This window comes from Nakamurella flavida (assembly GCF_030811475.1).
GTDB lineage: Bacteria > Actinomycetota > Actinomycetes > Mycobacteriales > Nakamurellaceae > Nakamurella > Nakamurella flavida.
In genome coordinates this window covers 3,912,920-3,935,016 of record NZ_JAUSQV010000001.1, presented here as the reverse complement: position 1 = coordinate 3,935,016, position 22,097 = coordinate 3,912,920, and the positions used below count along the sequence as shown (strand labels likewise).

The window sequence follows — 22,097 nt, the reverse complement described above, 5'->3', positions numbered from 1 at the left end:
GCGTCGGCATGGGAGTATGTCTACCAGTTCAGGGGGTGTTGAGGGAAGCAGAACGGGATGACCGTCCCAGCTGATGGGACGGTCATCCCCCGAGACTTCCTCAGGCGGGCCGGCCGTCTTTCTGCAGTGCGGCCGGCCGGCGAACCTCGCTGGCGTGCAACGACTCCCGCCGGTTGCCGACCATGCCGGCGGCCAGCGACGTGCCGTCGGCCGGGTCGACCAGGAGCAGGGCACCGACGGCGCCGCGGGGGCGGAAGGGCTCCACCGGCACCGCGTCGACGGTGCGCAGGGTGACCTGGGCCAGATCGTTGAGCGACAACGTCGACGGCGCCGGCAGCGACGCGAGGGTGTCGATGTCGATCAGGTGGTCCAACGAGGCGACGATGACCCGGACCTCCCGGGTGCCGTACCGCAGCAGGGCGCGCTGGCCGGACCGCAGCGGGCGGTCGGCGAGCTGGGCCACCGTGGCGGTGAACTCGGTGACCGGCTCGGGCAGGTCGCCCTGCCCGCCCACGATGAGATCGCCGCGCGACAGATCGACGTCATCGGCCAGCAGCAAGGTGACCGACTCCCCCGCCCTGGCCTCGTCCACCGGGCCGTCCGGGGTGTCGATCCCGGAGATCGAGCTGGTCCGCCCGGACGGCAGCACCGTCACGGTCTCCCCCACCCGCACCGTCCCGGCCGCGACCCGACCGGCGTACCCGCGGTAGTCCGGGAACGCGTCGGAGCGCGGGCGGATGACCAGCTGCACCGGGAAGCGCACCGGCCCCTCCGCGGCGTCGTCGGTCAGCTCGACGGTCTCCAGGTGTTCGAGGATGCTCGGCCCGGAGTACCAGTCGATGCGCTCCGAGCGGGTGACCACGTTGTCGCCGTGCAGCGCCGAGATCGGGATGGCGGTGACCTCGCCGATGCCGAGCTCCCGGCTGTACTCGTCGAACTCGGCCGCGATCCGGTCGAAGACGGCCTCGTCGAAGTCGACCAGGTCGATCTTGTTGATGGCCAGCAGCAGGTGCGGGACGCCCAGCAGCGCGGCCACCGCGGCATGGCGCCGGGTCTGGTCGACCACCCCGGTGCGGGCGTCGACCAGGATGACCACCAGATCGGCCGTGGAGGCGCCGGTGATGGTGTTCCGGGTGTACTGCACGTGCCCGGGGGTGTCGGCCAGGATGAACGTGCGCAGCTGGGTCGCGAAGTACCGGTAGGCCACGTCGATGGTGATGCCCTGCTCGCGCTCGGCGCGCAGGCCGTCGACCAGCAGCGACAGGTCCGGAGTGTCCAGCCCGCGGGCGGTGGAGGTCCGCTCCACGGCATCCAGCTGGTCCGACAGCACCGACTTGGAGTCGTGCAGCAGGCGACCGACCAGGGTGGACTTGCCGTCGTCGACGGAACCCGCGGTGGCGAACCGCAGCAGCTTGCGCTCCGGCGCCCGCTCGTGGAACGCGTGGGCCAGATCGTGCGCCTCGGTGGGCGAGACGGCCGCCTGATGCTCGGTCCGGGTGGAGGTGGAGCTGCTCATCAGAAGTACCCCTCGCGCTTGCGGTCCTCCATGGCGGACTCGCTGACCTTGTCGTCGGCCCGGGTGGCCCCGCGCTCGGTGATGCGGGTGGCGATGATCTCCTCGATCACCGCGGCGATCTCGGCGGCGTCGGAGTCGACGGCACCGGTGCAGGACATGTCGCCGACCGTGCGGTAGCGCACGGTGCGGGTCTGCAGGGTCTCGCCCGCCTTCGGGCCGCCCCACTCCCCGGCCGTGAGCCACATGCCGCCGCGGTCGAACACCTCGCGCCGGTGCGCGTAGTAGATGGCAGGCAGCTCGATGCCCTCGGCCTCGATGTAGTTCCAGACGTCCAGCTCGGTCCAGTTGGACAGCGGGAAGACCCGGACGTGCTCGCCCGGGGCGTGCCGCCCGTTGTACAGGTTCCACAGCTCGGGCCGTTGCCGCCGCGGATCCCAGCCGCCGAACCCGTCGCGCAGGGAGAAGATCCGCTCCTTGGCGCGGGACCGCTCCTCGTCGCGGCGGGCACCGCCGATGACCGCGTCGTGCCGCTGCTCGGCGATGGTGTCCACCAGGGGCACCGTCTGCAGCGGGTTGCGGGTGCCGTCGGGCCGCTCGGTGAGCCGGCCGTCGTCGATCCAGTCCTGCACCTTGGCCACCGTGATGCGCAGCCCGGAGTGGGCGACGACGCGATCCCGGTATTCGAGCACCTCGGGGAAGTTGTGCCCGGTGTCCACGTGCAGCAACGAGAACGGCAGCGGGGCCGGGTAGAACGCCTTGAGCGCCAGGTGCAGGACCAGGATCGAGTCCTTGCCGCCGGAGAACAGGATCACTGGCCGTTCGAACTGCCCGGCCACCTCCCGGAGGATGTGGATGGCCTCGGACTCCAGGGCCCGCAGATTCTCGCTCTTGCGCGTCGCCAGTCCGGTCCCGCCGGCCGAACCCCCACGCGGCCCCGTCCAGAAGCTCATGCCAGTCCTCTTTCCCGCAGCAGGTCGAGCACCGTGCGCACCGTCGCGGTCAGGTCGACCGTCGAGGTGTCGATCCGCAGATCCGGGTGCTCGGGGATCTCGTAGGGGTCGTCGACCCCGGTCATGCCGGTGATCTCGCCCCGGGCCGCCTTGCCGTACAGGCCCTTGACGTCCCGCTCGGCGCACACCTGCACCGGGGTGGACAGGTGCACCTGCACGTAGGACGTGCCGCGGTCGGCGTGGTGGGCGCGCACCGTCTCCCGGGTGGCCGCGAACGGCGCGATGACCGGGACGAGCACGATCACCCCGTGCCGGGCGAGAAGTTCGGCCACGAAGGCGATCCGGGTGACGTGGGTGTCGCGGTCGGCCCGGGAGAAGCCCAGCCCGGCGGACAGGTGCGTCCGCACCTCGTCGCCGTCCAGGACCTCCACCTCGTGCCCGGCCTCGCGCAGCGCCGCGGCCACGGCGAAGGCCGCGGTGGTCTTCCCGGCGCTGGGCAGCCCGGTCAGCCACACCGTGGCCCCGCCGCGCACCGGGGTCCCCGATCCTGCTCCGAGCGCCTGCACGGATGTGCTCATGTGTTGATCCCGCATTCGGTCTTGGCCATGCCGGCCCAGCGGCCGGCCCGGGCGTTCTGTCCGGGGAGCACCGCACGGGTGCACGGTGCACACCCGATCGACGGGTACTCCGGGGAGAGCAGTGGATTGACCAGGACGCCGTTCGCGGCGATGTAGGCGTCCACGTCCTCGTCGGTCCATGCGGCGAGCGGCGCCAACTTGATCTTCTGCCGGCGCACGTCGAAGGCGACGACCGGGGTGTTCGCCCGGGTCGGCGACTCCACCCGCCGCACCCCGGTCGCCCAGGCGTCGTACCCGGCCAGCGCCGCGTTGAGCGGGGCGACCTTCCGCAGCGCGCAACAGGTGTCGGGATCGGTGGCGAACAGGTCCTTGCCGAGCAGGGCGTCCTGCTGGGCCACCGTGTGCTCGGCGGTCAGCCGCCTCAGGGTGACGTCGTAGACCGCCTCGACCGCGTCCGCAGTGCCCAGCGTCTCCAGGAAGTGGTACCCGGTGTCCAGGAACAGCACGTCGATCCCGGGGACGGCCTTCGAGGCCAGGTGGGCCAGTGCGGTGTCCTGCATGGAGGCCGTCACCGCCAGCCGGTCACCGAAATGCTCGCCGGCCCAGGACATCACGTCGTGGGCGCTCGCGCCCTCGAGCTCGTGGGCGCCGACCTCGGCCAGCCGGGCCAGATCGGCCGGGCTGCGCAGCATCGACGTCACGGGGTCACCTCCGGAGCCGGGTCACCGGACTGCGCCCGCGAGGCCAACCCGATGAAGCGCACCGCGAACACCCGTCCGCAGGTGCGGCACGACCAGGCGCCGTGCGAGTCCTCGTGCGGCCAGAGGTCGGTCTCCCCGCAGTACGGGCAGTACTGGGCGGGCGACCGCGTCTCGCTCATCGCAGGGCCGCCTCGTCCGCCCGTTCGACCCACTGCGCGAACCGCTCGCCGGGCACGCGCTGCGCGTCGAAGGACCGCACGACGCGTTCGACGAAGTCCGGCAGCTCGTCGCCGGTCACCTTGTGGCCGCGCAGCTTCCGCCCGAACCCGGCGTCCAGGCCGAGTCCGCCACCCAGGTGCACCTGGAAGCCGTCGACCTGCCGGCCGTCGGAGTCCGTGACGATCATGCCCTTGAGGCCGATGTCGGCGATCTGCGTGCGGGCACACGCGTTCGGGCACCCGTTGATGTTGATCGTCAGCGGGACGTCCAGGTCGCCGACCCGGCGCTCCAGCTCGTCGACCAGGGCGATGCCGCGCGCCTTCGTCTCCACGATGGCCAACTTGCAGAACTCCAACCCGGTGCAGGCCAGCATGTTCCGCCGGAACGTCGACGGGTTGACCGACAGCCCGAGGGCCTCGAGACCGGCCGTGAGCGAGGCCAGCCGCGCCTGCTCGATGTCCAGGATCACCAGGCCCTGGTCGGTGGTCATCCGGACGCGGTCGCTGCCGTGCGCCTCGACGAGATCCGCGACCTGGGTCAGCAACGAGCCGGACACCCGGCCCACGGTGGGGTTGACCCCGACGTAGAAGCGGCCGTCCTTCTGCGGGTGGATGCCCACGTGGTCCCGCGGTCCGGCGTACTCGGCCGGGGCGGGGCCGTCGACCAGGGTGCGGTGCAGGTACTCCTGCTCCAGCACGTCCCGGAACCTGCGGACCCCCCAGTCGGCGACGAGGAACTTCAACCGGGCCCGGTTGCGCAGCCGCCGGTACCCGTAGTCGCGGAAGATCGAGATGACGCCGGCCCAGACCTCGGGGATCTCGTCCAGCGGGACCCATGCGCCGAGCCGCTGACCCAGCATCGGGTTGGTGGACAGCCCGCCGCCGACCCACAGGTCGAAGCCCGGGCCGTGCTCGGGGTGCACCACACCCACGAACGCGATGTCGTGGATCTCGTGGGCGACGTCGTGCCGGGGCGAGCCGGAGATGGCCGTCTTGAACTTGCGGGGCAGGTTGGAGAACTCCTCCGACCCGACGAACCGACGGACGATCTCGGTGATCGCCGGGGTGCCGTCGATGATCTCGTCGGTGGCGATCCCGGCCACCGGAGAGCCGAGCACCACACGGGGGGTGTCGCCGCAGGCCTCGGCGGTGGACAGACCCACCGCCTCCAGCTGCTGCCACACGTCCGGGACGTCCTCGATGCGGATCCAGTGGTACTGCACGTTCTGCCGGTCGGTGAGATCGGCGGTGTCCCGGGCGTACCGGGTCGAGATGTCGCCGATGGTGCGCAGCTGGGTGGTGGTGAGCTGCCCGCCGTCGATGCGGACCCGCAGCATGAAGAACTTGTCCTCCAGCTCCTCGGGCTCGAGGACGGCCGTGCGGCCGCCGTCGATGCCCGGGGCGCGCTGGGTGTACAGCCCCCACCAGCGGAACCGGCCGCGCAGGTCACCGGGGTCGATGCCGTCGTAGCCGGTGTAGCGGTAGACGTTCTCGATGCGCTGGCGGCAGTGCAGGCCGTCGTCGTCCTTCTTGGTCCGCTCGTTGGGGTTGAGCGGTTCGCGGTGGCCCAGCGCCCATTGGCCCTGGCCGCGCCCGGCGTCGGGCCGGGTACGTCGGGGCGCCGGAGCGGGGGCTCCGGGAGCGGATGACGGGGCTTCTGTGGACACAGCACGTCCTTGCGGATCTGGCTGGAGATGGCCACCCGGCAGCGACGGCGGACGTCAGCGGGAGGACGACATCCCGGCGCGGCGGCGAACGGGGTCGGGTCTAGGACGCAGGGCAACACGCCGCGCTGGTGACGCGCACGAGGTCGACCTCGCGACGGCACACCAACGGAACACCCTGGACGGACATGGCACGGAGCCTACCGCGACCGGCGCGTCCGATCCGCTGTCTGTCGACCCACACCCGGCCGGCAGACCGCCGGACGTGGTGGGCCATCCGTGAGCTCCCGCCGGTGACGTCTGCTGGAGACCCGGACCAGGGCGCCAAGGAACGACCCGGGCACCGTGGCGATCGCACCTCGGGGGCGGTGCCGGGTGCTGGGCGGACGGGTGAGGACTGTCGGGGGTCTGCGGCAGGGTGCGGACCATGGACGCCACCACCCTGCTGCTCGGAGCGGCCCTGATCGCCGTCGGCGTCGGCCTCGGACTGCTCATCGGCCGATCCACCGGCAGCAGCCGGGCCGCGGACACCGCCCAGCTCTCCGCCCTCCTCGCCCCCGCCTCGCAGGCCATGCAGCGGGTGGAGGACCGATTGCGGGAGGTCGAACGGGACCGGGTGGGCGCCTATGCCGGCCTGCACGAACAGGTGGCCGCGCTGCACCGGGCATCCACCGAACTGGGTGGGCAGACCCGGTCGCTGGTCGGTGCGCTCCGTGCTCCGCAGGTCCGCGGCCGGTGGGGGGAGATCCAGCTGCAGCGCATCGTGGAGCTCGCCGGCATGGTCGAACACTGCGACTTCGACGTCCAGGTCAGCGCGCCGGGCGCACGGGACCGGGCCGGTCGCGCCGCCCCCGGAGTGCGCCCCGACATGGTGGTGCGACTCTCCGGCGGCCGCAGCATCCCGGTGGACGCCAAGATGCCGTTCGCCGCCTGGCTGGCCGCCCTCGACGCACCCGACGACCGCCAACGGGCCGGGGCCATGGCCGCCCACGCCCGGGCGCTGCGGGGTCACGTCGATGCCCTCGCGGGCAAGGCGTACTGGTCGGCGTTCCAGCCCGCCCCGGAGTTCGTCGTGCTGTTCGTGCCCGGCGAACCGCTGCTGGACGCCGCCCTGGTGCACGACCCGGGGCTGGCCGACCACGCCTTCTCCCGGTCGGTCATCCTGGCCACCCCGACCACCCTGATCGCCCTGCTGCGGACGATCGCCTTCACCTGGCGGCAGGAGACGCTGACCGCATCGGCCACGGAGATCCACGCCCTGGGCCGCGAGCTGCACGGGCGGCTCGCCACCATGGCCGAGCACCTGGCGCGGGCGGGCACGGGCCTGGAACGGGCCGTGGAGTCCTACAACCAGCTGGTGCGGTCGATGGACAGCCGGGTGCTGGTCACCGCGCGGCGGTTCACCGATCTCGGGGTACCGGGCGAGCCGGCTCCGGCCGCGCCGCCCATCGGATCCACCCCGCTGCGGGCCCAGTCCACCGAACTGCGACCGCCGACCGGCGGCCCGGCCGGCCTGTCCCCCGGCCCGGACGAACGGGACGCACGGCCGCCGAGTCACACGCCGGCCCACCGGCCAGCCGCTACCGTGGAGCGGTGACCTCGCCCGGAACCGTTCCCGCCGTCGATGCCAGCGTGGTGCCCACCCGCAAGGGCGGCCCCTGGTGGTCGGCCGTGGCCATCGCGCTCGTGCTGACCATGGTCGGCGCGGCCGCCGACGGCGTGATCAGCGGTCAGCTCAGCTGGGGTCTGCGGCTGGGCTTCTGGTTCGGAGTGGTCGCGGCGGTGCTGTTCGTCCGCCGTGGTTCCCTGTTCACCGCGATGGTGCAGCCGCCGCTGGTGCTCGTCTTCGGCGTGCTCGTCGGTGGTATCGCGTTCACCGCGACCAGCGGGCTCTACGCCACCGCGCTGCGGGTCATCGCCACGTTCCCGACCATGCTCATCGGCACCCTGCTCGTCCTCATGCTGGGCGGCATCCGGATCTACGCGCAGCCGCTGCGTCGGTCGACCGCAGCGCGTCCGCGCGCCACCGCCGGGCACCACTGACCCCGGCGGGCACCTGTCGGCACCGTGGTCAGCGGTTGGCCGGACGCAGATCCCGGCGCAGCTCCTTGGGCAGCGAGAAGGTCAACGTCTCGGTCGCCGCGGTGAACTCCTGCACGTCGGCGTAGCCGCGCTCGGCCAGCCAGGCCAGCACCCCGTCCACCAGGTCCTCCGGCACCGAGGCGCCCGAGGTCACCCCGACCGTGCCCACGCCGGTCAGCCAGGCCTCGTCGATCTCGGTCGCGTCGTCCACCAGGTACGAGGTGTCCGCGCCGGCGTCCAGGGCCACCTCGACCAGCCGCACGGAGTTCGACGAGTTCTTGGAGCCCACCACGATGACCAGCTGGCAGTCGTCGGCGATCTGCTTGACGACCTCCTGCCGGTTCTGGGTGGCGTAGCAGATGTCGTCGCTCGGCGGTGAGGTCATCAGCGGGAACCGCCGACGGAGCAGGTCGACCGTCTCCAGGGTCTCGTCCACCGACAGGGTGGTCTGCGAGAGCCAGATCACCTTCTCGGGGTCGGCGACCTGGACCGCGTCCACGTCCGCGGCGGTGTCCACGACCTGGATGACGTCGGGGGCCTCGCCCTGCGTGCCCTCGACCTCCTCGTGCCCGCGGTGCCCGATGAGGACGATGTCGTACCCCTCGGAGGCGAACCGGACGGCCTCCTTGTGCACCTTGGTGACCAGCGGGCAGGTCGCGTCGATGACCCGCAGATCGCGCTGCGCGGCCTCCTCGTGCACCGCCGGGGACACCCCGTGCGCGGAGAACACCACGATCGCCCCCTCGGGGACCTCTTCGGTCTCGTCGACGAAGACCGCCCCGCGCGCCTCGAGACCGGCCACCACGTGCTTGTTGTGGACGATCTGCTTGCGGACGTAGACCGGGGCGCCGTACTGCTCGAGCGCCTTCTCCACCGTGACCACGGCCCGGTCCACGCCGGCGCAGTAACCGCGGGGACGGGCGAGCAGGACACGGCGGGTCGTGGCGGCGGTCATGACCCCATGGTAGGTCGGTCCGTCGACGTCGGGCGGCGCACGCAGCCCCGCGCGGGTCATCTCCGGACACCCGGCGCGGGCCGACCGCCGGCGGATACGGCAGTCTGGAGACATGGCCCTCACCCTGCCGACCCCCGTGCTCGTCGCCGCCGGACTCGTCGGTACCGGCATCGACACCCTCAAGCGCCTGCCCGAGGAGCTCCCGGCCCTGCCGGTGACCCTCGTCGGCCGCGCCGTACGCCTGTCGATGAAGGTGCAACAGGAGGTCGCCGAGCTCGCCGGCCGCGGGGAGGAGCTGCTCTCCGGCCTCACCCGGGGATCCGGCGGGGACAGCCCGGCCTGGGCCCGCTTCGACGACGACGACGACGACGCGCCGACCTCCGCCATGGGCCGCCCGGCCGACGATGCGGGTGATGCCGCCGATCACGACGACCAGCACGAGCACGCGCACCGGAGCTCCAGCAGTGGCCCGATCCCCGGCGGGCCGGCACAGGCGCCCACCGTGCTGCCCGACCTGGACGACGTGCTTCCCGCGGTCCACCACGAGAACACCGGCCCGTCCGCCCACACGCCCGCCGACTCCCCCGCGGCCGTGGCCGAGGCCGACGGGACCGCCACCACCCGGACCCGCCGGGCAGCGGCGGACGCCGCCCTCGACCCGCCGGCCGGTGGCTCCGAGGCCCTGCTGGCCGCCGCGGTCGGCGGTGAGCCGACCGTCGGCACCGCGCCCGTCCCCACCGCCGCGTCCGCCCCGTCTGCATCCGCCCCGCCTGCGTCCACCCCGCCCGTGCCGACCCCGCCCAAGCCCGCCGCGCCCGCACCGACACCCACCCCGGTGGGTGGGCCCGAGGTCCGACCCACCCCGGCGCACCCGGCGGCCCGCCCGCCCCGGCCGGTCCCCACCTCGGTGGACGCCGTCACCCCCGAGCGCGCGCCGCACGGGTTGACCGCCGAGGACACCGCCCGGAGCGCGGCCGCGGCCGCGCGCACCCGGGACGCGGCCACCACGCCCAAGCCGGCCGGGCCGGCGGTCGTCCCGCCGACCTCCGCACCGACGGCTGTGCCCTCGACCCCGCCCACCCCGTCGGTCGCCGCGGACCCGAAAGCCGGCACCGGTTCAGCCACGGCCACCACCACCACCACCCCGACCACGACACCGGACGAGCCCGATGCGCTGGCCGGATACAGCGGGATGACCGTGGCCCAGGTCCGCGGCCACCTGGGGAGCCTCACCGCGGCCCAGACGGCTGATCTGCTGCTGTTCGAGCAGCAGCACCGCGGCCGGGCTCCGTTCCTGACCCTGCTGACGAACCGGATCACCACGTTGGGCCAGTCGGCCGAGTGAGCGCCGCCGCGGCCCCGTGCCCGGGTGCCCGGTGACCGGCCCGCAGGCGCCGCCGGCGACGGCCGGGCAGACGACCCGGGAGAACCCGTGGCCGGTTCGTGCGCTCACCCAGCGGATGACCGAGTACATCTCCCGGGCCCCGGCGGCCTGGGTGGAGGGGCAGATCGCCCAGTTCACCCTGCGGCCGGGCGCCCAGACGGCCTATCTGACGCTGCGGGACGCCTCGGTGACGATGTCCCTGCAGGTCACCTGCTCGCGTTCGGTGCTGGCCGGATTGGCCGCGCCGCCCAGCGAGGGATCCCGGGTGGTGGTGCACGGGCGTTTCGAGTTCTACCCGGCGCGGGGGTCGCTGTCGTTCCGCGTCGACGAGATGCACCCGGTCGGCCTCGGAGAGCTGCTGGCCCGGCTGGAGCGGGTGCGCCGCCTGCTCGCCGCCGAGGGGCTGACCGCCGCCGCCCGGAAGCGCCCGCTGCCGTTCCTGCCCCGGGCCGTGGGGCTGATCACCGGGCGGGCGAGCGCCGCCGAGTCCGATGTGCTGGCCAACGCCCGGGCGCGGTGGCCCGCGGTGCGGTTCCGCATCGAGTACGCGGCCGTCCAGGGTCTGAACGCCGTCACCCAGCTCATCGACGCGCTGACCAGGCTGGACGCCGACCCCGAGGTGGACGTCATCGTGATCGCCCGGGGCGGCGGCAGCGTGGAGGACCTGCTGCCGTTCTCCGACGAGACGCTGTGCCGGGCCGTGGCCGCCTGCCGGACACCGGTGATCAGCGCGGTCGGGCACGAACCGGACCATCCGATCCTGGACGACGTCGCCGACGTCCGGTGCTCCACGCCGACCGACGCCGGCAAGCGGGTGGTGCCCGACATGGCCGCCGAGCTCCGGCAGGTCGAGCAGCTCCGGGCCCGGGCCCGCCGGGCGCTCACCGGGTGGGTGCTCACCGAGCAGGCACGCCTGGGCCGGCTGACCGCGGCGACGGTGCTCGCCGACCCGCTCGGCCCGATCGAACGGCGCCGCCAGGACGTGCAGGTGGCCACCGAACGGGCCCGCCGCTGGGTGCACACGACGCTCGACCGGGCCGACCGCGACCTCGCGCACCGCCGGGCGCAACTGTCCGTCCTCGGTCCGGCTGCGACCCTGGCCCGCGGGTACGCCGTGGTCCAGACGGTCGACGCCGGGACGCGGACCGTGCTGCGGTCGATCGACCAGGCCCCGGCCGGGACGACCCTGCGGGTCCGGGTGGCCGACGGCGCGGTGCTCGCCGTGAGCGACGGCGCCGCGCCGGACTCCTGACCGGCCGCCCGCTCCCGAGCGGCCCGCCGCCGGCCGACGCCGTGAGAACCTGACCCGCACCCCGCACCCCGCCCGGAAGGACACCCGACGATGGCCGCCACCCGCGAACCCGCCTCCCCCGCCCCGGCGGCCGACGACGGGCCGACCAGCTACGAGCAGGCCCGGGACGAGCTCGCCCAGGTGGTGGCCCGCCTCGAGGCCGGTGGACTGCCGCTGGAGGAGTCGTTGACGCTGTGGGAACGCGGTGAGCACCTGGCCGGGGTGTGCACCCGGCTGCTGGACGGGGCCCGGGAACGGGTCGAGTCGGCGCTGGCCCGCGCCGACGAGGACAGCGCCTGACCAGGACGGCAGTGAGCGGTCAGCCGGCCGCGGTGAGCTGTGCGGTGACTGCGGCGGCCAGCGTCTGGAAGGCCTTGGGCGTGGCCGTACCGGTGATCAGGTAGACCAGTTGGCCCGACCCGCTGCCGCCGGGCACCTGGGCGGCCGGCACGGTGAGGAACCACGCCGCCTCGTCCCGTCGGCCCACCGCCAGCGACCACTCCCGGCCGCCGGCCTGCACCACACCGGTGGCGCCGATCTCGGCCTGCTCGCCCAGTTCGGCGGTGAGCACATCGGCGACCGGCGCGGAGGACTCGATGAGGGTGATGAACCGTTCGCCGTCGACCAGCCAGCCACCGCGCACCGCGGGCGGGGCGGACCCACCGGCGGCCGTCCGGGAGAACGAGCTGGGTTGGAACGCGGCCGGTAGACCGGTGGGAGTGAGCACCGGGAAGCCCACCGAGGCCTCGGAGGTGTCGAAGCCGCGGGTCACGTCGGCGGTCGGGTTCTCCCCCGCCGTGGGCCCGCCCGGGGAGAAGCTGAACCCGAAGTAGAACGCCGCCCCGAGCAGCGCGATGACGGTCAGCAGACCCATCGACAGCACCATGTCGCGCATGGTGGTGGTGCGTCGGGCGGCCATGGGTCCATGTTCCCACGCACCCCCGTGGGCCCCCCGCCGCGGCGGCCCGTGCGGAGCCGCCCCGGCGCCCGCTGTGATGCAGATCAGCCCCGGAGTCGGCCGACGGGAGCGCCGTACCCGCCCGGACCCGGATAGTTTGGCCCGCATGGCAGAACACAACGGCGAGTTCACGCCCGCGACCGCATCCTCCGCTGACGCCCCGGCCCCGTCGACGGGCCCGGCAGGCGACTTCCGCATCGAGCACGACACCATGGGCGAGGTCCGGGTGCCGGCGGATGCGTTGTACAAGGCGCAGACCCAGCGGGCCGTGGAGAACTTCCCGATCTCCTTCCGCGGGCTCGAGCGGGCGCAGATCCGCGCACTCGCCCTGATCAAGGCCTCCGCGGCGACGGTCAACGCCCGACTCGGGGTGATCACCGACGAGCAGGCCCGGGCGGTCACCGCCGCGGCCACCCGCGTCGCCGACGGCGAGTTCGACGGGCACTTCCCCATCGACGTCTTCCAGACCGGCTCGGGGACCAGCTCGAACATGAACACCAACGAGGTGATCGCCTCGCTGGCCTCGCAGGACGGTGCGGCGATCCACCCGAACGACCACGTCAACGCCTCGCAGTCGTCCAACGACGTCTTCCCGTCGTCGATCCACGTGGCCGCCACCGAGGCCGTGGTCACCGAGCTGATCCCCGCGTTGAACCACCTGGCCGGCGCCCTGCAGATCAAGGCCGACGAGTGGTCGGACGTGGTCAAGGCCGGCCGGACGCACCTGATGGACGCCACCCCGGTGACCATGGGCCAGGAGTTCGGCGGCTACGCCGCGCAGATCCGCTACGGCGTGGACCGGCTGTCCGGCTCGCTGCCCCGGCTGGCCGAGCTGCCGCTGGGCGGCACCGCCGTCGGCACCGGCATCAACACCCCGCCCGGGTTCGCCGCGGCCGTCATCGAGGAGCTGGCCCGGCTCACCGATCTGCCGTTCACCGAGGCCCGCAACCACTTCGAGGCCCAGGGCGCGCGGGACGCACTGGTCGAGACGTCCGGCCAGCTGCGCACCATCGCCGTCGGCCTGAACAAGATCTGCAACGACATCCGCTGGATGGGATCGGGTCCGCGCGCGGGCCTGGGCGAGCTGCACCTTCCCGACCTGCAGCCCGGGTCGTCGATCATGCCCGGCAAGGTCAACCCGGTGCTGCCGGAGGCGACCCTGCAGGTGGTGGCCCAGGTCATCGGCAACGACGCCACCGTCGCGTTCGCCGGCTCGCAGGGCAACTTCGAGCTGAACGTGATGCTCCCGGTGATCGCCCGCAACCTGCTCGAGTCGATCCGGCTGCTGGCCAACGTCTCGCGCCTGCTGGCCGACCGGTGCATCGCGGGCCTGGAGGTCGACCGGCAGAAGTGCCTGTTCTACGCCGAGGCCTCGCCGTCCATCGTGACCCCGCTGAACAAGTACATCGGGTACGAGGAGGCCGCTTCCGTGGCCAAGCAGGCCCTGAAGGAGTCCCGCACGATCGCCGAGGTGGTCCGCTCCCGCGGGCACGTCACCTCCGGCAAGCTCACCGACACCCAGCTCGACGAGGCGCTCGATCTGCTGTCCATGACCCACCCCTGATCCGTCCCCGGACGCCGGCCGCGCGATCGGCACGGGAACAGGACGCAGAACAGCCGGACCCCGCGGGGTCCGGCTGTTCTGCATCTGCGATGGTCACCGCCGGGGCGGTGGATTCCCGTCGTCATCCGGCCGCCACGCCTGGGTGGGGGGCCCGTCACCCTGGGGGTGTTCGCCGGTGTCGTCGAAGTCCGGCCGGAACGCCTGGGTGTGCGGGCCGAAGTCCCCACCGGACGGGGCCGAGCCGCTCGGCGGGCCCGTGGGGCCGGCGGGCGGCGGGAAGGGGTCGCGGCGCGGCGGGTCGTAGCGGGTGGTGGCGTCGTCCTGACCGCGACCGGAGCCCCCGCCGTACAGCTGCGGCGAATCGGGATGCTCCCGGCCGGACAGCAGACCGAAGTGGTCACCGGCGTCCGGCGGTCGCGGCGGCTGCACCACCGGGGGCAGGTAGGCGGTGGGCGCCTGGGCGTTGGCCTGGATCTGTGCCTGTTCCTGCCGCCGCCGCTCGGCCTCCGCGGCCTGGGCCAGGGCCGCCTCGTGCACCACCCGTTCCTGCTCCTGGGCCTGCCGGCGCCGGTACAGCACGATGCCGGTCACCGCGGCACTGATCACGACCAGCGCGAGGACCAGCCACAGCCACCACAGCGAACCGGACGACGACACCGGCGCGGCCACGTCGGCGGTGGTGGGTGCGGTGGTCGGCGCGGCCGAGGTGGTGCTGACCTCGGAGGTCGGTGCGGCGGACGAGCTGGTCGGGGTGGTGGACGTGGGCGCGGTGCTGGTGGTGGAGGGCGGGGTGCTGGACGACACCGGCACGGCCGTCACCTGGAAGGTGGCGACCCCGGCCACTCCGGACTGCTGCCCGATGGCCTGCAGCCGGTGACTGCCCGGGTCGAGATCGATGGGCACGCCGAAGGTCGCCTGGACGACCCCGGTGGCGTCCGCGGTCACCCCCGGCAGCTCGACCTCCCGGGAGAACAGGGTGAGCGCCACTTCCTCGCCGGGCTGGAAGCCGGAGAAGACGACCTGCTGCTCGCCGCCGGCCTCGATGCTCTCGGACCGGACGACCTGCACGATCGCGGTGCTGGGGGCCGCCGTCGTCGTCGGCGTGGTGGGGGTGGTCTCGGTGGTCGGGGTGGTCTCCCCGGTGGCGAAGGCCAGCGGCACGGCCAGGCCGCCGTCCGGAGCGGCCCCGGCGATCAGGGCGCAGGAGTCGGGGACACAGCCGGCGGCGGCCACGTCGGGCAGGGTCAGCGGAGTGGAGAACGCACCGCCGGTGGGCAGGTGGACCCAGCCGGAACCGGTCGCCGCGGCCGTGTCCGGCGCGCCCACGCAGTCCGCGGCCGCGCCCGCACCCGGCGGGCACACCATCAACCAGCCCTCGGCGGCCAGCGAACCCTGGGCGGTGACGACCGCCCCGGACGGGGCCAGCCCGGTGGCCGGATCCACGGTGAGGGCGCCGTCCGGCCCGGTGGTGACCACGGGAGCGGCAGCCGCCGCCGGGGCCACGGCGGCGCCAGGGGCGGTCGCCCCGGACGCGGGAGCCAGCACAGCCAGGGTCGCGGCCGCCGCCACGCTCACGGCGGCCAGCGCTCCGGCCAGGTGTCGTCGGGTGGCGCGGGTCATCGGCTCCTCTTTCCCGTCCGGCTGACGCCGGCATCACGCACCCGGACCGGGGCGCCGTGAACACGATGCCCCCTGTGGGGTCGGGGCGCCGCCTTGCCGCCGTCCTCGGCGTGTCCGCCCTGTCCGGCCGGTCTCGGCCCACCCACCCGGCCCCGTTGTCGATCATGACCCCCGCGCGGCGTGTCACGGAGGACACGCCGCCCGGGCGGACACCAGCGTCATGATCAACAGGAGGGGGGTCCGCCACGCGGCGGGCACGCCGGGAGCGGTCAGGCCAGGTCGGGCAGCTCCAGCATCTCGGTGACCAGCGCGGCGATGGGCGACCGCTCTGAACGCGTCAGCGTGACGTGGGCGAACAACGGGTGCCCCTTGAGGGTCTCGATGACCGCGGCGATGCCGTCGTGCCGACCCACCCGCAGGTTGTCGCGCTGGGCCACGTCGTGGGTGAGCACCACCCGGGAGTTCGTACCCAGGCGGGACAGCACGGTGAGCAGCACGTTGCGTTCGAGCGACTGGGCCTCGTCGACGATGACGAACGCGTCGTGCAGGGACCGGCCGCGGATGTGGGTCAGCGGCAGGACCTCGAGCATCCCGCGGGCCAGCACCTCCTCGATGACCTGCGGCGACGCCGTCGCCGACAGGGTGTCGAAGACCGCCTGGGCCCAGGGGCCCATCTTCTCGGCCTCGCCGCCGGGCAGGTACCCGAGCTCCTGCCCGCCCACCGCGTAGAGCGGACGGAACACCACGACCTTGCGATGCGCGCGCCGTTCCATCACCAGTTCCAGCCCGGCGCACAGGGCGAGCGCGGACTTCCCGGTGCCGGCCCGACCGCCGAGGGAGACGATGCCGACCTCGTCGTCCATCAGCAGGTCCAGGGCGATGCGCTGCTCGGCCGAGCGGCCCCGGAGGCCGAACGCGTCCTTCTCCCCGCGCACCAGGCGGATCTGCTTGCCCGGGGTCACCCGACCCAACGCCGACCCGGACGGGCCGGTGAGCTTGACCCCGGTGTGGCAGGGCAGGTCGCGGGCGGCGTCGGAGTCGATCAGGCCGGTGGAGAACAGGGTGTCCACCTCCTCGGCGGCCACCGCCACCTCGGCCATCCCCGTCCAGCCGGACGGCACGATGTCCTGCGCCCGGTACTCGTCGGCGGCCAGCCCGACCGCGGACGCCTTGACCCGCAGCGGCATGTCCTTGCTGACCAGCACCACGGCGCCGGCCGGCCGTTCGGCGGCCAGGTTCATCGCACAGGCCAGGATGCGGGAGTCGTTGCTGTCGTTGCGGAACCCGACCGGGAGCACGGAGGCATCGGTGTGGTTGAGCTCGATGTGCAGGGTGCCGCCCTCGCCCGCCGGCACCGGGGCGTCGAGGCGCCCGTGCTCGACGCGCAGGTCGTCGAGCAGGCGCAGGGCCTGCCGGGCGAAGTAGCCGAGCTCGGGATGGTGCCGCTTGGCCTCGAGCTCGGAGATGACGATCAGCGGCAGCACCACCTCGTGCTCGTCGAACCGGTTGAGCGCGAACGGGTCCGACAGCAGGACCGAGGTGTCGATGACGTAGGTGCGGCGCCCGGGGGGCGGTTCGGCCGCGTGGTCACCGGTGGGCGCGGGCTGCGTCCCGTTCCGGGTCGTGGCGGACGAGGAAGGACGGCGTGAATCCACGAACGGCTCCCTGACGGACGCGGGACCGCGCGGCCGCTGACGAGACGAGGCCGGCGGTGTCCCGACGATGCATCCGATCCGGGGATCGGTGCCCGCTGGGGCCCGGTGCCGGCCCCCTCGAAGCAGGTGCAGATGATCCGCACGCCTTCACTCGGGGCCTCCCGTGTGACCCATGACGGGGGCCACGAATCGGACGTTACGCCCGGGCCGTGAGGGCCCCGCTCCGACACGCACCCGGTCTCGCAGACTTCACGTACCGGAAACGTCGCGTTCCCCGCCGACCGGTCCAGCGGCCCCGACCGGGGTGGGAGCGGAGCCCGGGACGATGCCGATCGGCCCGGTGATCGGGCCGGTGACGGGCTCGGCGCCCACCGGCGGCACCGCGGCGGTGCCGGTCGCCCCGGGCAGGATGACGGTCATGGTCAGCCCGCCCCCGGGCGTGTGGGACGCGGTGACCTCGCCGCCGTGGCTGCGCACGATGGCCGCGACGATGGACAGCCCGAGCCCGGTGCCGCCGTTCTCCCGGCTGCGGGAGGCCTCCACGCGGTAGAAGCGGTCGAAGAGCTTGGGCAGGGCCTCGTCGGAGACGCCCGGCCCGTTGTCGCTGACCGTCACGGCCACATCCCGGGCACTGACCAGGACGGACACCGTCACCGTGGTCCCCGCGGGGGTGTGCGTGCGGACGTTGGCGAGCAGGTTGGCGAAGAGCTGGTGCAGGCGCATCCGGTCGCCGACCACCAGCGAGCGGGTGCCGGTGCCGGCCAGCCGCCAGGTCCGGGTGGGGTCGATGACGGCCGCGTCGTCGGCGACGCCGGTGAGCAGCTCGGACAGATCGACCCGCTCGAAGCGGGTGGCGCGCTCGGCGTCGGCCTGGATGAGGGTGAGCAGGTCCTCGACCAGCGCCCCCATCCGCCGACCCTCGAACCCGATGCGGCCCATGGCCTTGTCCACCGCGGCCTCGTCCGGCAGGGCGCCCGCAGCGTACAGGTCGCTGTAGCCGCGCACGGCGGCCACCGGGGTGCGCAGCTCGTGGGAGGCGTCCGCGACGAACTGCCGGAGCCGTTCCTCGCTGCGCCGCCGGTCCTCGAGGAGACCACCGACGCCGTCCACCATGCCGTTGAACGCCGCTCCCAGCCGGCCGACCTCGGTGGACGGGTCGATCACGTCCACCCGGCGGTCCAGGTCACCCCCGGCGATGGCGTCCGCGGTGCGCGCCATCCCCTCCAGCGGCTTGAGCTCGCGGCGGATGATCAGGCTGGAGATGCCGCCGAGCAGCAGCAGCAGACCGGCGGTGATGAGCAGTTCCAGGGCGACCAGACGTTTGACGGTGCCGGTGATGTCGGCGATCGGGCTCCAGGCCACCAGGTAGTAGGTCGCGTCGTCTCCGACGACGCTGGCCTGGACACCCAGGGCCAGGTAGTTGACCCCGGGCCGGTCGTCGTCCCCGACGACCTCGGCCGATCCGAGTGGCGGCTGGTCCCCGAAATCGGGGTTGGCCTGCAGATCACCCGCGGCCGGGGAGAAGGACTGGTTGACCCCGGACGGCCGGACCAGGGTCCAGCCGATCTCGCCGCGCAGCGAGCTCTGCTTGGACGACTCGATCAGCTGGTCCGGGCCGAAGGTGCCGTTCGCGCCCTGCGGCAGCGTCGACAGCACGCTGCGCAGCGTGTTCTCCCGGGAGTCCAGCAGTGAGGCGCGCAGGTTCATCGGCAGGACGATGTCCACCGCGGCCAGGGCGAGCGCGGCGGTGGCCAGCACCAGCGCGATCAGCCGCGCCCGCAGGCTCCATCGGCGCGGAGTGGCGGTGAGCGGGTCGGCGCGCAGCGGGGTGGGCGCCGACTTGGTCAGGCCGCCGGCCGGCGGATCGAGGTGATCCGACCCGGACGGATCGGACGCGACGTCCAGGGGCGGTTCGGAGCGGGTCGGGGTGTTCCGGGCCATGACGGGACGGCTCAGTGCCGCTGACCGCGCAGCACGTAGCCGAATCCGCGGTGGGTGTGGATGAGCGGGGTCTCGGCGACCTCGGGGGCGTCGACCTTGCGCCGCAGGTAGGAGATGTAGGTGGCCACCACGGAGTCGTCGCCGTAGAAGTCGGTGCCCCACACGGCGTCCAGCAGCTGCTGGCGGGAGAGCACGACATTGGCGTTGACCATCAGGTGGCGGAGCATCTTGTACTCGGTGGGGGCCAGCTCGATGGTCTTGCCGGCCCGGGTGACCTGGTAGGTCTCGGGGTCCAGCTCGAGATCGGCGACCTGCAGCAAACCGCCGCCGTCCGCGTCGCCGCGGGTGCGGCGCAGCACGGCGGCCACCCGGGAGGCGAGCTCCTCCAGGTTGAACGGCTTGACGACGTAGTCGTCGCCGCCCGCGGTGAGGCCGGCGATGCGGTCGGCCGGGGTGTCCCGGGCGGAGAGGAAGACGACCCCGGAGTCGACACCGGAGGCGCGGACCCGCTTCATCACCTCGAGCCCGTCGAAGTCCGGCAGCATCACGTCGAGGATGATCAGGTCGGGCCGGGTGTCGGTCGCCACCCGGACGGCCTCGCGGCCGGTCCCGGCGGTGGAGACCTCGTATCCCAGGAATCTCATCGAGGTCGCGACGATGTCCTGCAACGACGGCTCGTCGTCCACCACCAACAGCCTGGCCTGTCCGGACATCGGCGTGCGCCCCCTGCTCTCGTCACCCGATCCTGCGGTGACCCTGGTCCCGGGGCCGATCGACCCCGTTCCGTCCCGCCTCCGTCGCGGGCGACGTCGGGCCGGGATCTCGACTTCATCATCTTCGCTGCGGTGCTGCCGGGGAAGCGTATGGGAACGCCGCGTGAGCCCGTGGTCGGGCGCGCCCCGCCCGACGGTGCGGGTCAGACCGCGGCGAGCTCGGCCTGGATCACCGACGGCGTGAGCGGCTCGTCGAGCAGGCGCTGGAAACGCTGCAGAGCGGTCACGCCCGGCTCGCGGGCCGACATCCAGGGCCGGAGCAGCCGCTCGCCCTCCACGTACGTCGAGGTGTAGGCCCGCCACAGCGGATCGGTGAGGAACCGCAGCATCTGCCGGGCCCGCTGGGCGTCGACCAGGCCCCAGCGCTGCAGGTAGGCCAGCACCTCCGCCTCGTCCACTCCGTCGTCGTGGAGCAGGATCGCCGCGTTCTGCCGGACGGTGTTCAGCGGGCGGGACGCGATCTCCAGGGCCTGCACGAGATCGGGGTCGAAGGAGGGCCCGATGCCGTCGAGCACGCCGGCCAGCCAGTGCCCCCACTCCGGCCCGATCACCGCGCTCATCGCCAGGTCGCCGAGCCCCTCGGCCATCAGGCACTGCGGGGTGTTGACCAGGAAGAGGGTGTGTTCGACCTCCAGCCGCTGCCGGACCAGCAGGTCCTCCTTGCGGCAGTGCTCGGTGTGGTGACCGGGGTAGCACTCGTGGGCCACGAGCACCCCCAGGGTGCTCATCCGGTGGCCGACGTCCGCGTTCACCGCGACCCGGGAGGAGAAGTCGCCCAGGTAGTAGTTGAAGCCGCTCCACGAGACGTCCCGCTCGACGGCGAAGTCGATGTGCTCGCCGTCGGGGAGGCCGACCGCGGGCACCACCCGGGCGCGCAGATCGGCCGCGACGGTCTGCACGGCCCGGCCGACCAGATCGGGCGGGCAGAGTTCGCGGGCCCGCGCCGCGGCCAGCCGCTCGCCGACCGGCCCACTGCCGCCGAGCAGCTCACCGATCTCGGCGTGGGCCCGGGCGTAGACGTCGGTGTCGACCATCTCGATGCGGACCTGGAAGTAGCTCTCCACCTCGGCCACGAACGACATCGACTCCCCGGCCAACCGTCGACCGGCCACCGCCAGGGCGTCCAGGTGGGCGACGAGGAAAGCGGTCCGCGGGGCGGGCAACCCGGCCGCGGCCACCAGACCGGAGAGCTCGTGGGCCCGCCGGGACAGCTGGGCGGGATCGGGAACCGGCTCGTCGGCCACCTGACGGGACAGTGCCGGGTCGCCGGTGTAGGAATCCACGAACCCGTCGACGACACGGCCGAAACGCAGCCCGAGCAACAGGTATTCGGTGATCAGGTCCACCGGCGCACTGTATCGGCGGTGGGGCCGGGGCCGCTGGTGCGTGTCAGCCGCCGTAGCGGCGGTGCCGGGCCGCGTAGTCGCGCAGCGCCCGGAGGAAATCGACCCGCCGGAAGTCCGGCCAGTAGGCCTCGCAGAACCAGAACTCCGAGTGCGCGCTCTGCCAGAGCAGGAACCCGGACAGCCGCTGCTCCCCCGAGGTGCGGATGACCAGATCGGGGTCGGGCTGACCCGAGGTGTAGAGGTGCTCACCGATGGAGTCCACCGAGAGCCCGTCGATCAGTTCGGTCCCGGAACGCCCCTCGGCCAGTCCGGTCAGCACGAACGAGCGCATCGCGTCGACGATCTCCTGCCGCCCGCCGTACCCGACGGCCACGTTCACCTCGAGCCCGGTGCGGTCGGCGGTGCGCTCCTCGGCGGCGGACAGCCGGCCGGCCATGGCCGGCGGCAACATGTCCAGCGCGCCGACGATGCGGACCTTCCAGGGCTGGTCGGGTTCGGCCAGATCGTCGACGACGTCGGTGATGATGCCGAGCAGGGGCAGGAGCTCGTCGTCGGCGCGACGGAGGTTGTCGGTGGACAACAGCCAGAGGGTGACCATCCCGATGCCGGACTCCTGGCACCACTCCAGCAGGTTGGCGATGTGCGCGGCCCCGGCGCGATGCCCCTCGTTGAGGTTGGCGAAGCCGGCCTTGCGGGCCCAGCGTCGGTTGCCGTCGAGCATGACGCCGACGTGGTGCGGGATGGGCGCACCGATCAGGGAGCGGGTCAACCTGCGCTCGTAGACCCGGTACAGCAACGCGGGCATCCTCACGGCCGGTGACCTTACTGCGTGCGGGGTGAGAACACCGTCGGGGACGGGCACCCGCCGCCGGGCGGGACACGGTCACCCGTGCGGGAATGG

The 22,097-nt window shown here is 73.2% G+C and carries 20 protein-coding genes; 6 read left to right on the top strand and 14 right to left on the bottom strand.

Going from position 1 to position 22,097, the window contains the following annotated elements; all coding sequences use genetic code 11:
• Positions 1-100: 100 nt before the first annotated feature.
• The 6 genes from J2S58_RS17430 to J2S58_RS17405 are packed head-to-tail and all read right to left on the bottom strand — an operon-like array spanning position 101 to position 5,630.
• A complete protein-coding gene (locus J2S58_RS17430) occupies positions 101-1,516 on the bottom strand; it encodes a sulfate adenylyltransferase subunit 1 (RefSeq protein WP_205257023.1) in 1,416 nt (471 codons plus the stop codon).
• Positions 1,516-2,466: a sulfate adenylyltransferase subunit CysD gene (gene cysD, locus J2S58_RS17425; RefSeq protein WP_205257022.1), complete on the bottom strand. Its 951-nt coding sequence runs from the start codon at positions 2,464-2,466 to the stop codon at positions 1,516-1,518. Before cysD ends, J2S58_RS17430 begins: the two co-directional genes overlap by 1 nt.
• Positions 2,463-3,044: an adenylyl-sulfate kinase gene (gene cysC / locus J2S58_RS17420; RefSeq protein WP_205257021.1), complete on the bottom strand. Its 582-nt coding sequence runs from the start codon at positions 3,042-3,044 to the stop codon at positions 2,463-2,465. Before cysC ends, cysD begins: the two co-directional genes overlap by 4 nt.
• Positions 3,041-3,736 carry a phosphoadenylyl-sulfate reductase gene (locus J2S58_RS17415; protein ID WP_205257332.1) on the bottom strand — a complete coding sequence of 232 codons (696 nt, stop codon included), beginning with the start codon at positions 3,734-3,736 and terminating at the stop codon, positions 3,041-3,043. The genes cysC and J2S58_RS17415 overlap by 4 nt, the downstream gene beginning before the upstream one ends.
• Before the next feature lie 5 nt (positions 3,737-3,741).
• Positions 3,742-3,924, bottom strand: a complete 183-nt coding sequence (locus J2S58_RS17410) for a hypothetical protein (protein WP_205257020.1) — start codon at positions 3,922-3,924, stop codon at positions 3,742-3,744.
• A complete protein-coding gene (locus J2S58_RS17405; protein WP_205257019.1) occupies positions 3,921-5,630 on the bottom strand; it encodes a nitrite/sulfite reductase in 1,710 nt (569 codons plus the stop codon). The genes J2S58_RS17410 and J2S58_RS17405 overlap by 4 nt, the downstream gene beginning before the upstream one ends.
• 424 nt (positions 5,631-6,054) lie before the next feature.
• Between J2S58_RS17405 and J2S58_RS17400 the strand changes: the two genes are divergently transcribed.
• Positions 6,055-7,224 (top strand): DNA recombination protein RmuC, encoded by a 1,170-nt coding sequence (locus J2S58_RS17400; protein WP_205257018.1) that lies wholly within the window; start codon positions 6,055-6,057, stop codon positions 7,222-7,224.
• Entirely contained in the window at positions 7,221-7,670 is a 450-nt protein-coding gene (locus J2S58_RS17395) for a DUF6542 domain-containing protein (RefSeq protein WP_205257017.1), read from the top strand. Before J2S58_RS17400 ends, J2S58_RS17395 begins: the two co-directional genes overlap by 4 nt.
• Before the next feature lie 28 nt (positions 7,671-7,698).
• Here J2S58_RS17395 and J2S58_RS17390 read toward each other — a convergent pair whose 3' ends face one another.
• On the bottom strand, positions 7,699-8,664 hold the full coding sequence (locus tag J2S58_RS17390; protein WP_205257016.1) for a 4-hydroxy-3-methylbut-2-enyl diphosphate reductase: 966 nt from the start codon (positions 8,662-8,664) through the stop codon (positions 7,699-7,701).
• A 112-nt stretch (positions 8,665-8,776) separates the two neighbouring features.
• Here J2S58_RS17390 and J2S58_RS17385 point away from each other — a divergent pair, with 112 nt between their 5' ends.
• From J2S58_RS17385 to J2S58_RS17375, 3 genes are all read left to right on the top strand, one after another.
• Positions 8,777-10,009 (top strand): hypothetical protein, encoded by a 1,233-nt coding sequence (locus J2S58_RS17385; RefSeq protein ID WP_205257015.1) that lies wholly within the window; start codon positions 8,777-8,779, stop codon positions 10,007-10,009.
• Positions 10,010-10,040: 31 nt separating this feature from the next.
• Complete coding sequence (gene xseA, locus J2S58_RS17380; RefSeq protein WP_205257014.1) at positions 10,041-11,300, top strand: exodeoxyribonuclease VII large subunit; 1,260 nt, start codon at positions 10,041-10,043, stop codon at positions 11,298-11,300.
• A gap of 90 nt (positions 11,301-11,390) precedes the next feature.
• Positions 11,391-11,639 carry an exodeoxyribonuclease VII small subunit gene (locus J2S58_RS17375; protein ID WP_205257013.1) on the top strand — a complete coding sequence of 83 codons (249 nt, stop codon included), beginning with the start codon at positions 11,391-11,393 and terminating at the stop codon, positions 11,637-11,639.
• A gap of 19 nt (positions 11,640-11,658) precedes the next feature.
• Here J2S58_RS17375 and J2S58_RS17370 read toward each other — a convergent pair whose 3' ends face one another.
• Entirely contained in the window at positions 11,659-12,258 is a 600-nt protein-coding gene (locus J2S58_RS17370; RefSeq protein ID WP_205257012.1) for a DUF4245 domain-containing protein, read from the bottom strand.
• Between the two features lie 145 nt (positions 12,259-12,403).
• Between J2S58_RS17370 and J2S58_RS17365 the strand changes: the two genes are divergently transcribed.
• The gene (locus J2S58_RS17365) at positions 12,404-13,861 is read left to right on the top strand and encodes a class II fumarate hydratase (RefSeq protein ID WP_205257011.1); all 1,458 of its coding nucleotides are present in this window, start codon (positions 12,404-12,406) and stop codon (positions 13,859-13,861) included.
• 93 nt (positions 13,862-13,954) lie between these two features.
• Here the strand turns inward: J2S58_RS17365 and J2S58_RS17360 are convergent, their stop codons facing one another.
• From J2S58_RS17360 to J2S58_RS17335, 6 genes are all read right to left on the bottom strand, one after another.
• On the bottom strand, positions 13,955-15,481 hold the full coding sequence (locus J2S58_RS17360; protein WP_205257010.1) for a hypothetical protein: 1,527 nt from the start codon (positions 15,479-15,481) through the stop codon (positions 13,955-13,957).
• A 269-nt stretch (positions 15,482-15,750) separates the two neighbouring features.
• Positions 15,751-17,028, bottom strand: a complete 1,278-nt coding sequence (locus J2S58_RS17355) for a PhoH family protein (protein ID WP_344469944.1) — start codon at positions 17,026-17,028, stop codon at positions 15,751-15,753.
• Between the two features lie 357 nt (positions 17,029-17,385).
• A complete protein-coding gene (locus J2S58_RS17350; RefSeq protein ID WP_205257008.1) occupies positions 17,386-19,077 on the bottom strand; it encodes a sensor histidine kinase in 1,692 nt (563 codons plus the stop codon).
• 11 nt (positions 19,078-19,088) lie between these two features.
• The gene (locus J2S58_RS17345) at positions 19,089-19,790 is read right to left on the bottom strand and encodes a response regulator transcription factor (protein WP_205257007.1); all 702 of its coding nucleotides are present in this window, start codon (positions 19,788-19,790) and stop codon (positions 19,089-19,091) included.
• A 203-nt stretch (positions 19,791-19,993) separates the two neighbouring features.
• Positions 19,994-21,196, bottom strand: coding sequence for a DUF885 domain-containing protein (locus tag J2S58_RS17340; RefSeq protein ID WP_205257006.1), 1,203 nt, complete (start codon positions 21,194-21,196; stop codon positions 19,994-19,996).
• A 43-nt stretch (positions 21,197-21,239) separates the two neighbouring features.
• Positions 21,240-22,001, bottom strand: a complete 762-nt coding sequence (locus J2S58_RS17335; protein WP_205257331.1) for an isoprenyl transferase — start codon at positions 21,999-22,001, stop codon at positions 21,240-21,242.
• Positions 22,002-22,097: the final 96 nt, after the last annotated feature.

Bases quoted from the DNA above. Each gene is read 5' to 3' on its own strand.
- J2S58_RS17430 (WP_205257023.1), bottom strand. From the start codon at position 1,516: ATGAGCAGCTCCACCTCCACCCGGACCGAGCATCAGGCGGCCGTCTCG.
- cysD (WP_205257022.1), bottom strand. From the start codon at position 2,466: ATGAGCTTCTGGACGGGGCCGCGTGGGGGTTCGGCCGGCGGGACCGGA.
- cysC (WP_205257021.1), bottom strand. From the start codon at position 3,044: ATGAGCACATCCGTGCAGGCGCTCGGAGCAGGATCGGGGACCCCGGTG.
- J2S58_RS17415 (WP_205257332.1), bottom strand. From the start codon at position 3,736: ATGCTGCGCAGCCCGGCCGATCTGGCCCGGCTGGCCGAGGTCGGCGCC.
- J2S58_RS17410 (WP_205257020.1), bottom strand. From the start codon at position 3,924: ATGAGCGAGACGCGGTCGCCCGCCCAGTACTGCCCGTACTGCGGGGAG.
- J2S58_RS17400 (WP_205257018.1), top strand. From the start codon at position 6,055: ATGGACGCCACCACCCTGCTGCTCGGAGCGGCCCTGATCGCCGTCGGC.
- J2S58_RS17390 (WP_205257016.1), bottom strand. From the start codon at position 8,664: ATGACCGCCGCCACGACCCGCCGTGTCCTGCTCGCCCGTCCCCGCGGT.
- J2S58_RS17385 (WP_205257015.1), top strand. From the start codon at position 8,777: ATGGCCCTCACCCTGCCGACCCCCGTGCTCGTCGCCGCCGGACTCGTC.
- J2S58_RS17375 (WP_205257013.1), top strand. From the start codon at position 11,391: ATGGCCGCCACCCGCGAACCCGCCTCCCCCGCCCCGGCGGCCGACGAC.
- J2S58_RS17370 (WP_205257012.1), bottom strand. From the start codon at position 12,258: ATGGCCGCCCGACGCACCACCACCATGCGCGACATGGTGCTGTCGATG.
- J2S58_RS17365 (WP_205257011.1), top strand. From the start codon at position 12,404: ATGGCAGAACACAACGGCGAGTTCACGCCCGCGACCGCATCCTCCGCT.
- J2S58_RS17360 (WP_205257010.1), bottom strand. From the start codon at position 15,481: ATGACCCGCGCCACCCGACGACACCTGGCCGGAGCGCTGGCCGCCGTG.
- J2S58_RS17350 (WP_205257008.1), bottom strand. From the start codon at position 19,077: ATGGCCCGGAACACCCCGACCCGCTCCGAACCGCCCCTGGACGTCGCG.
- J2S58_RS17345 (WP_205257007.1), bottom strand. From the start codon at position 19,790: ATGTCCGGACAGGCCAGGCTGTTGGTGGTGGACGACGAGCCGTCGTTG.
- J2S58_RS17335 (WP_205257331.1), bottom strand. From the start codon at position 22,001: ATGCCCGCGTTGCTGTACCGGGTCTACGAGCGCAGGTTGACCCGCTCC.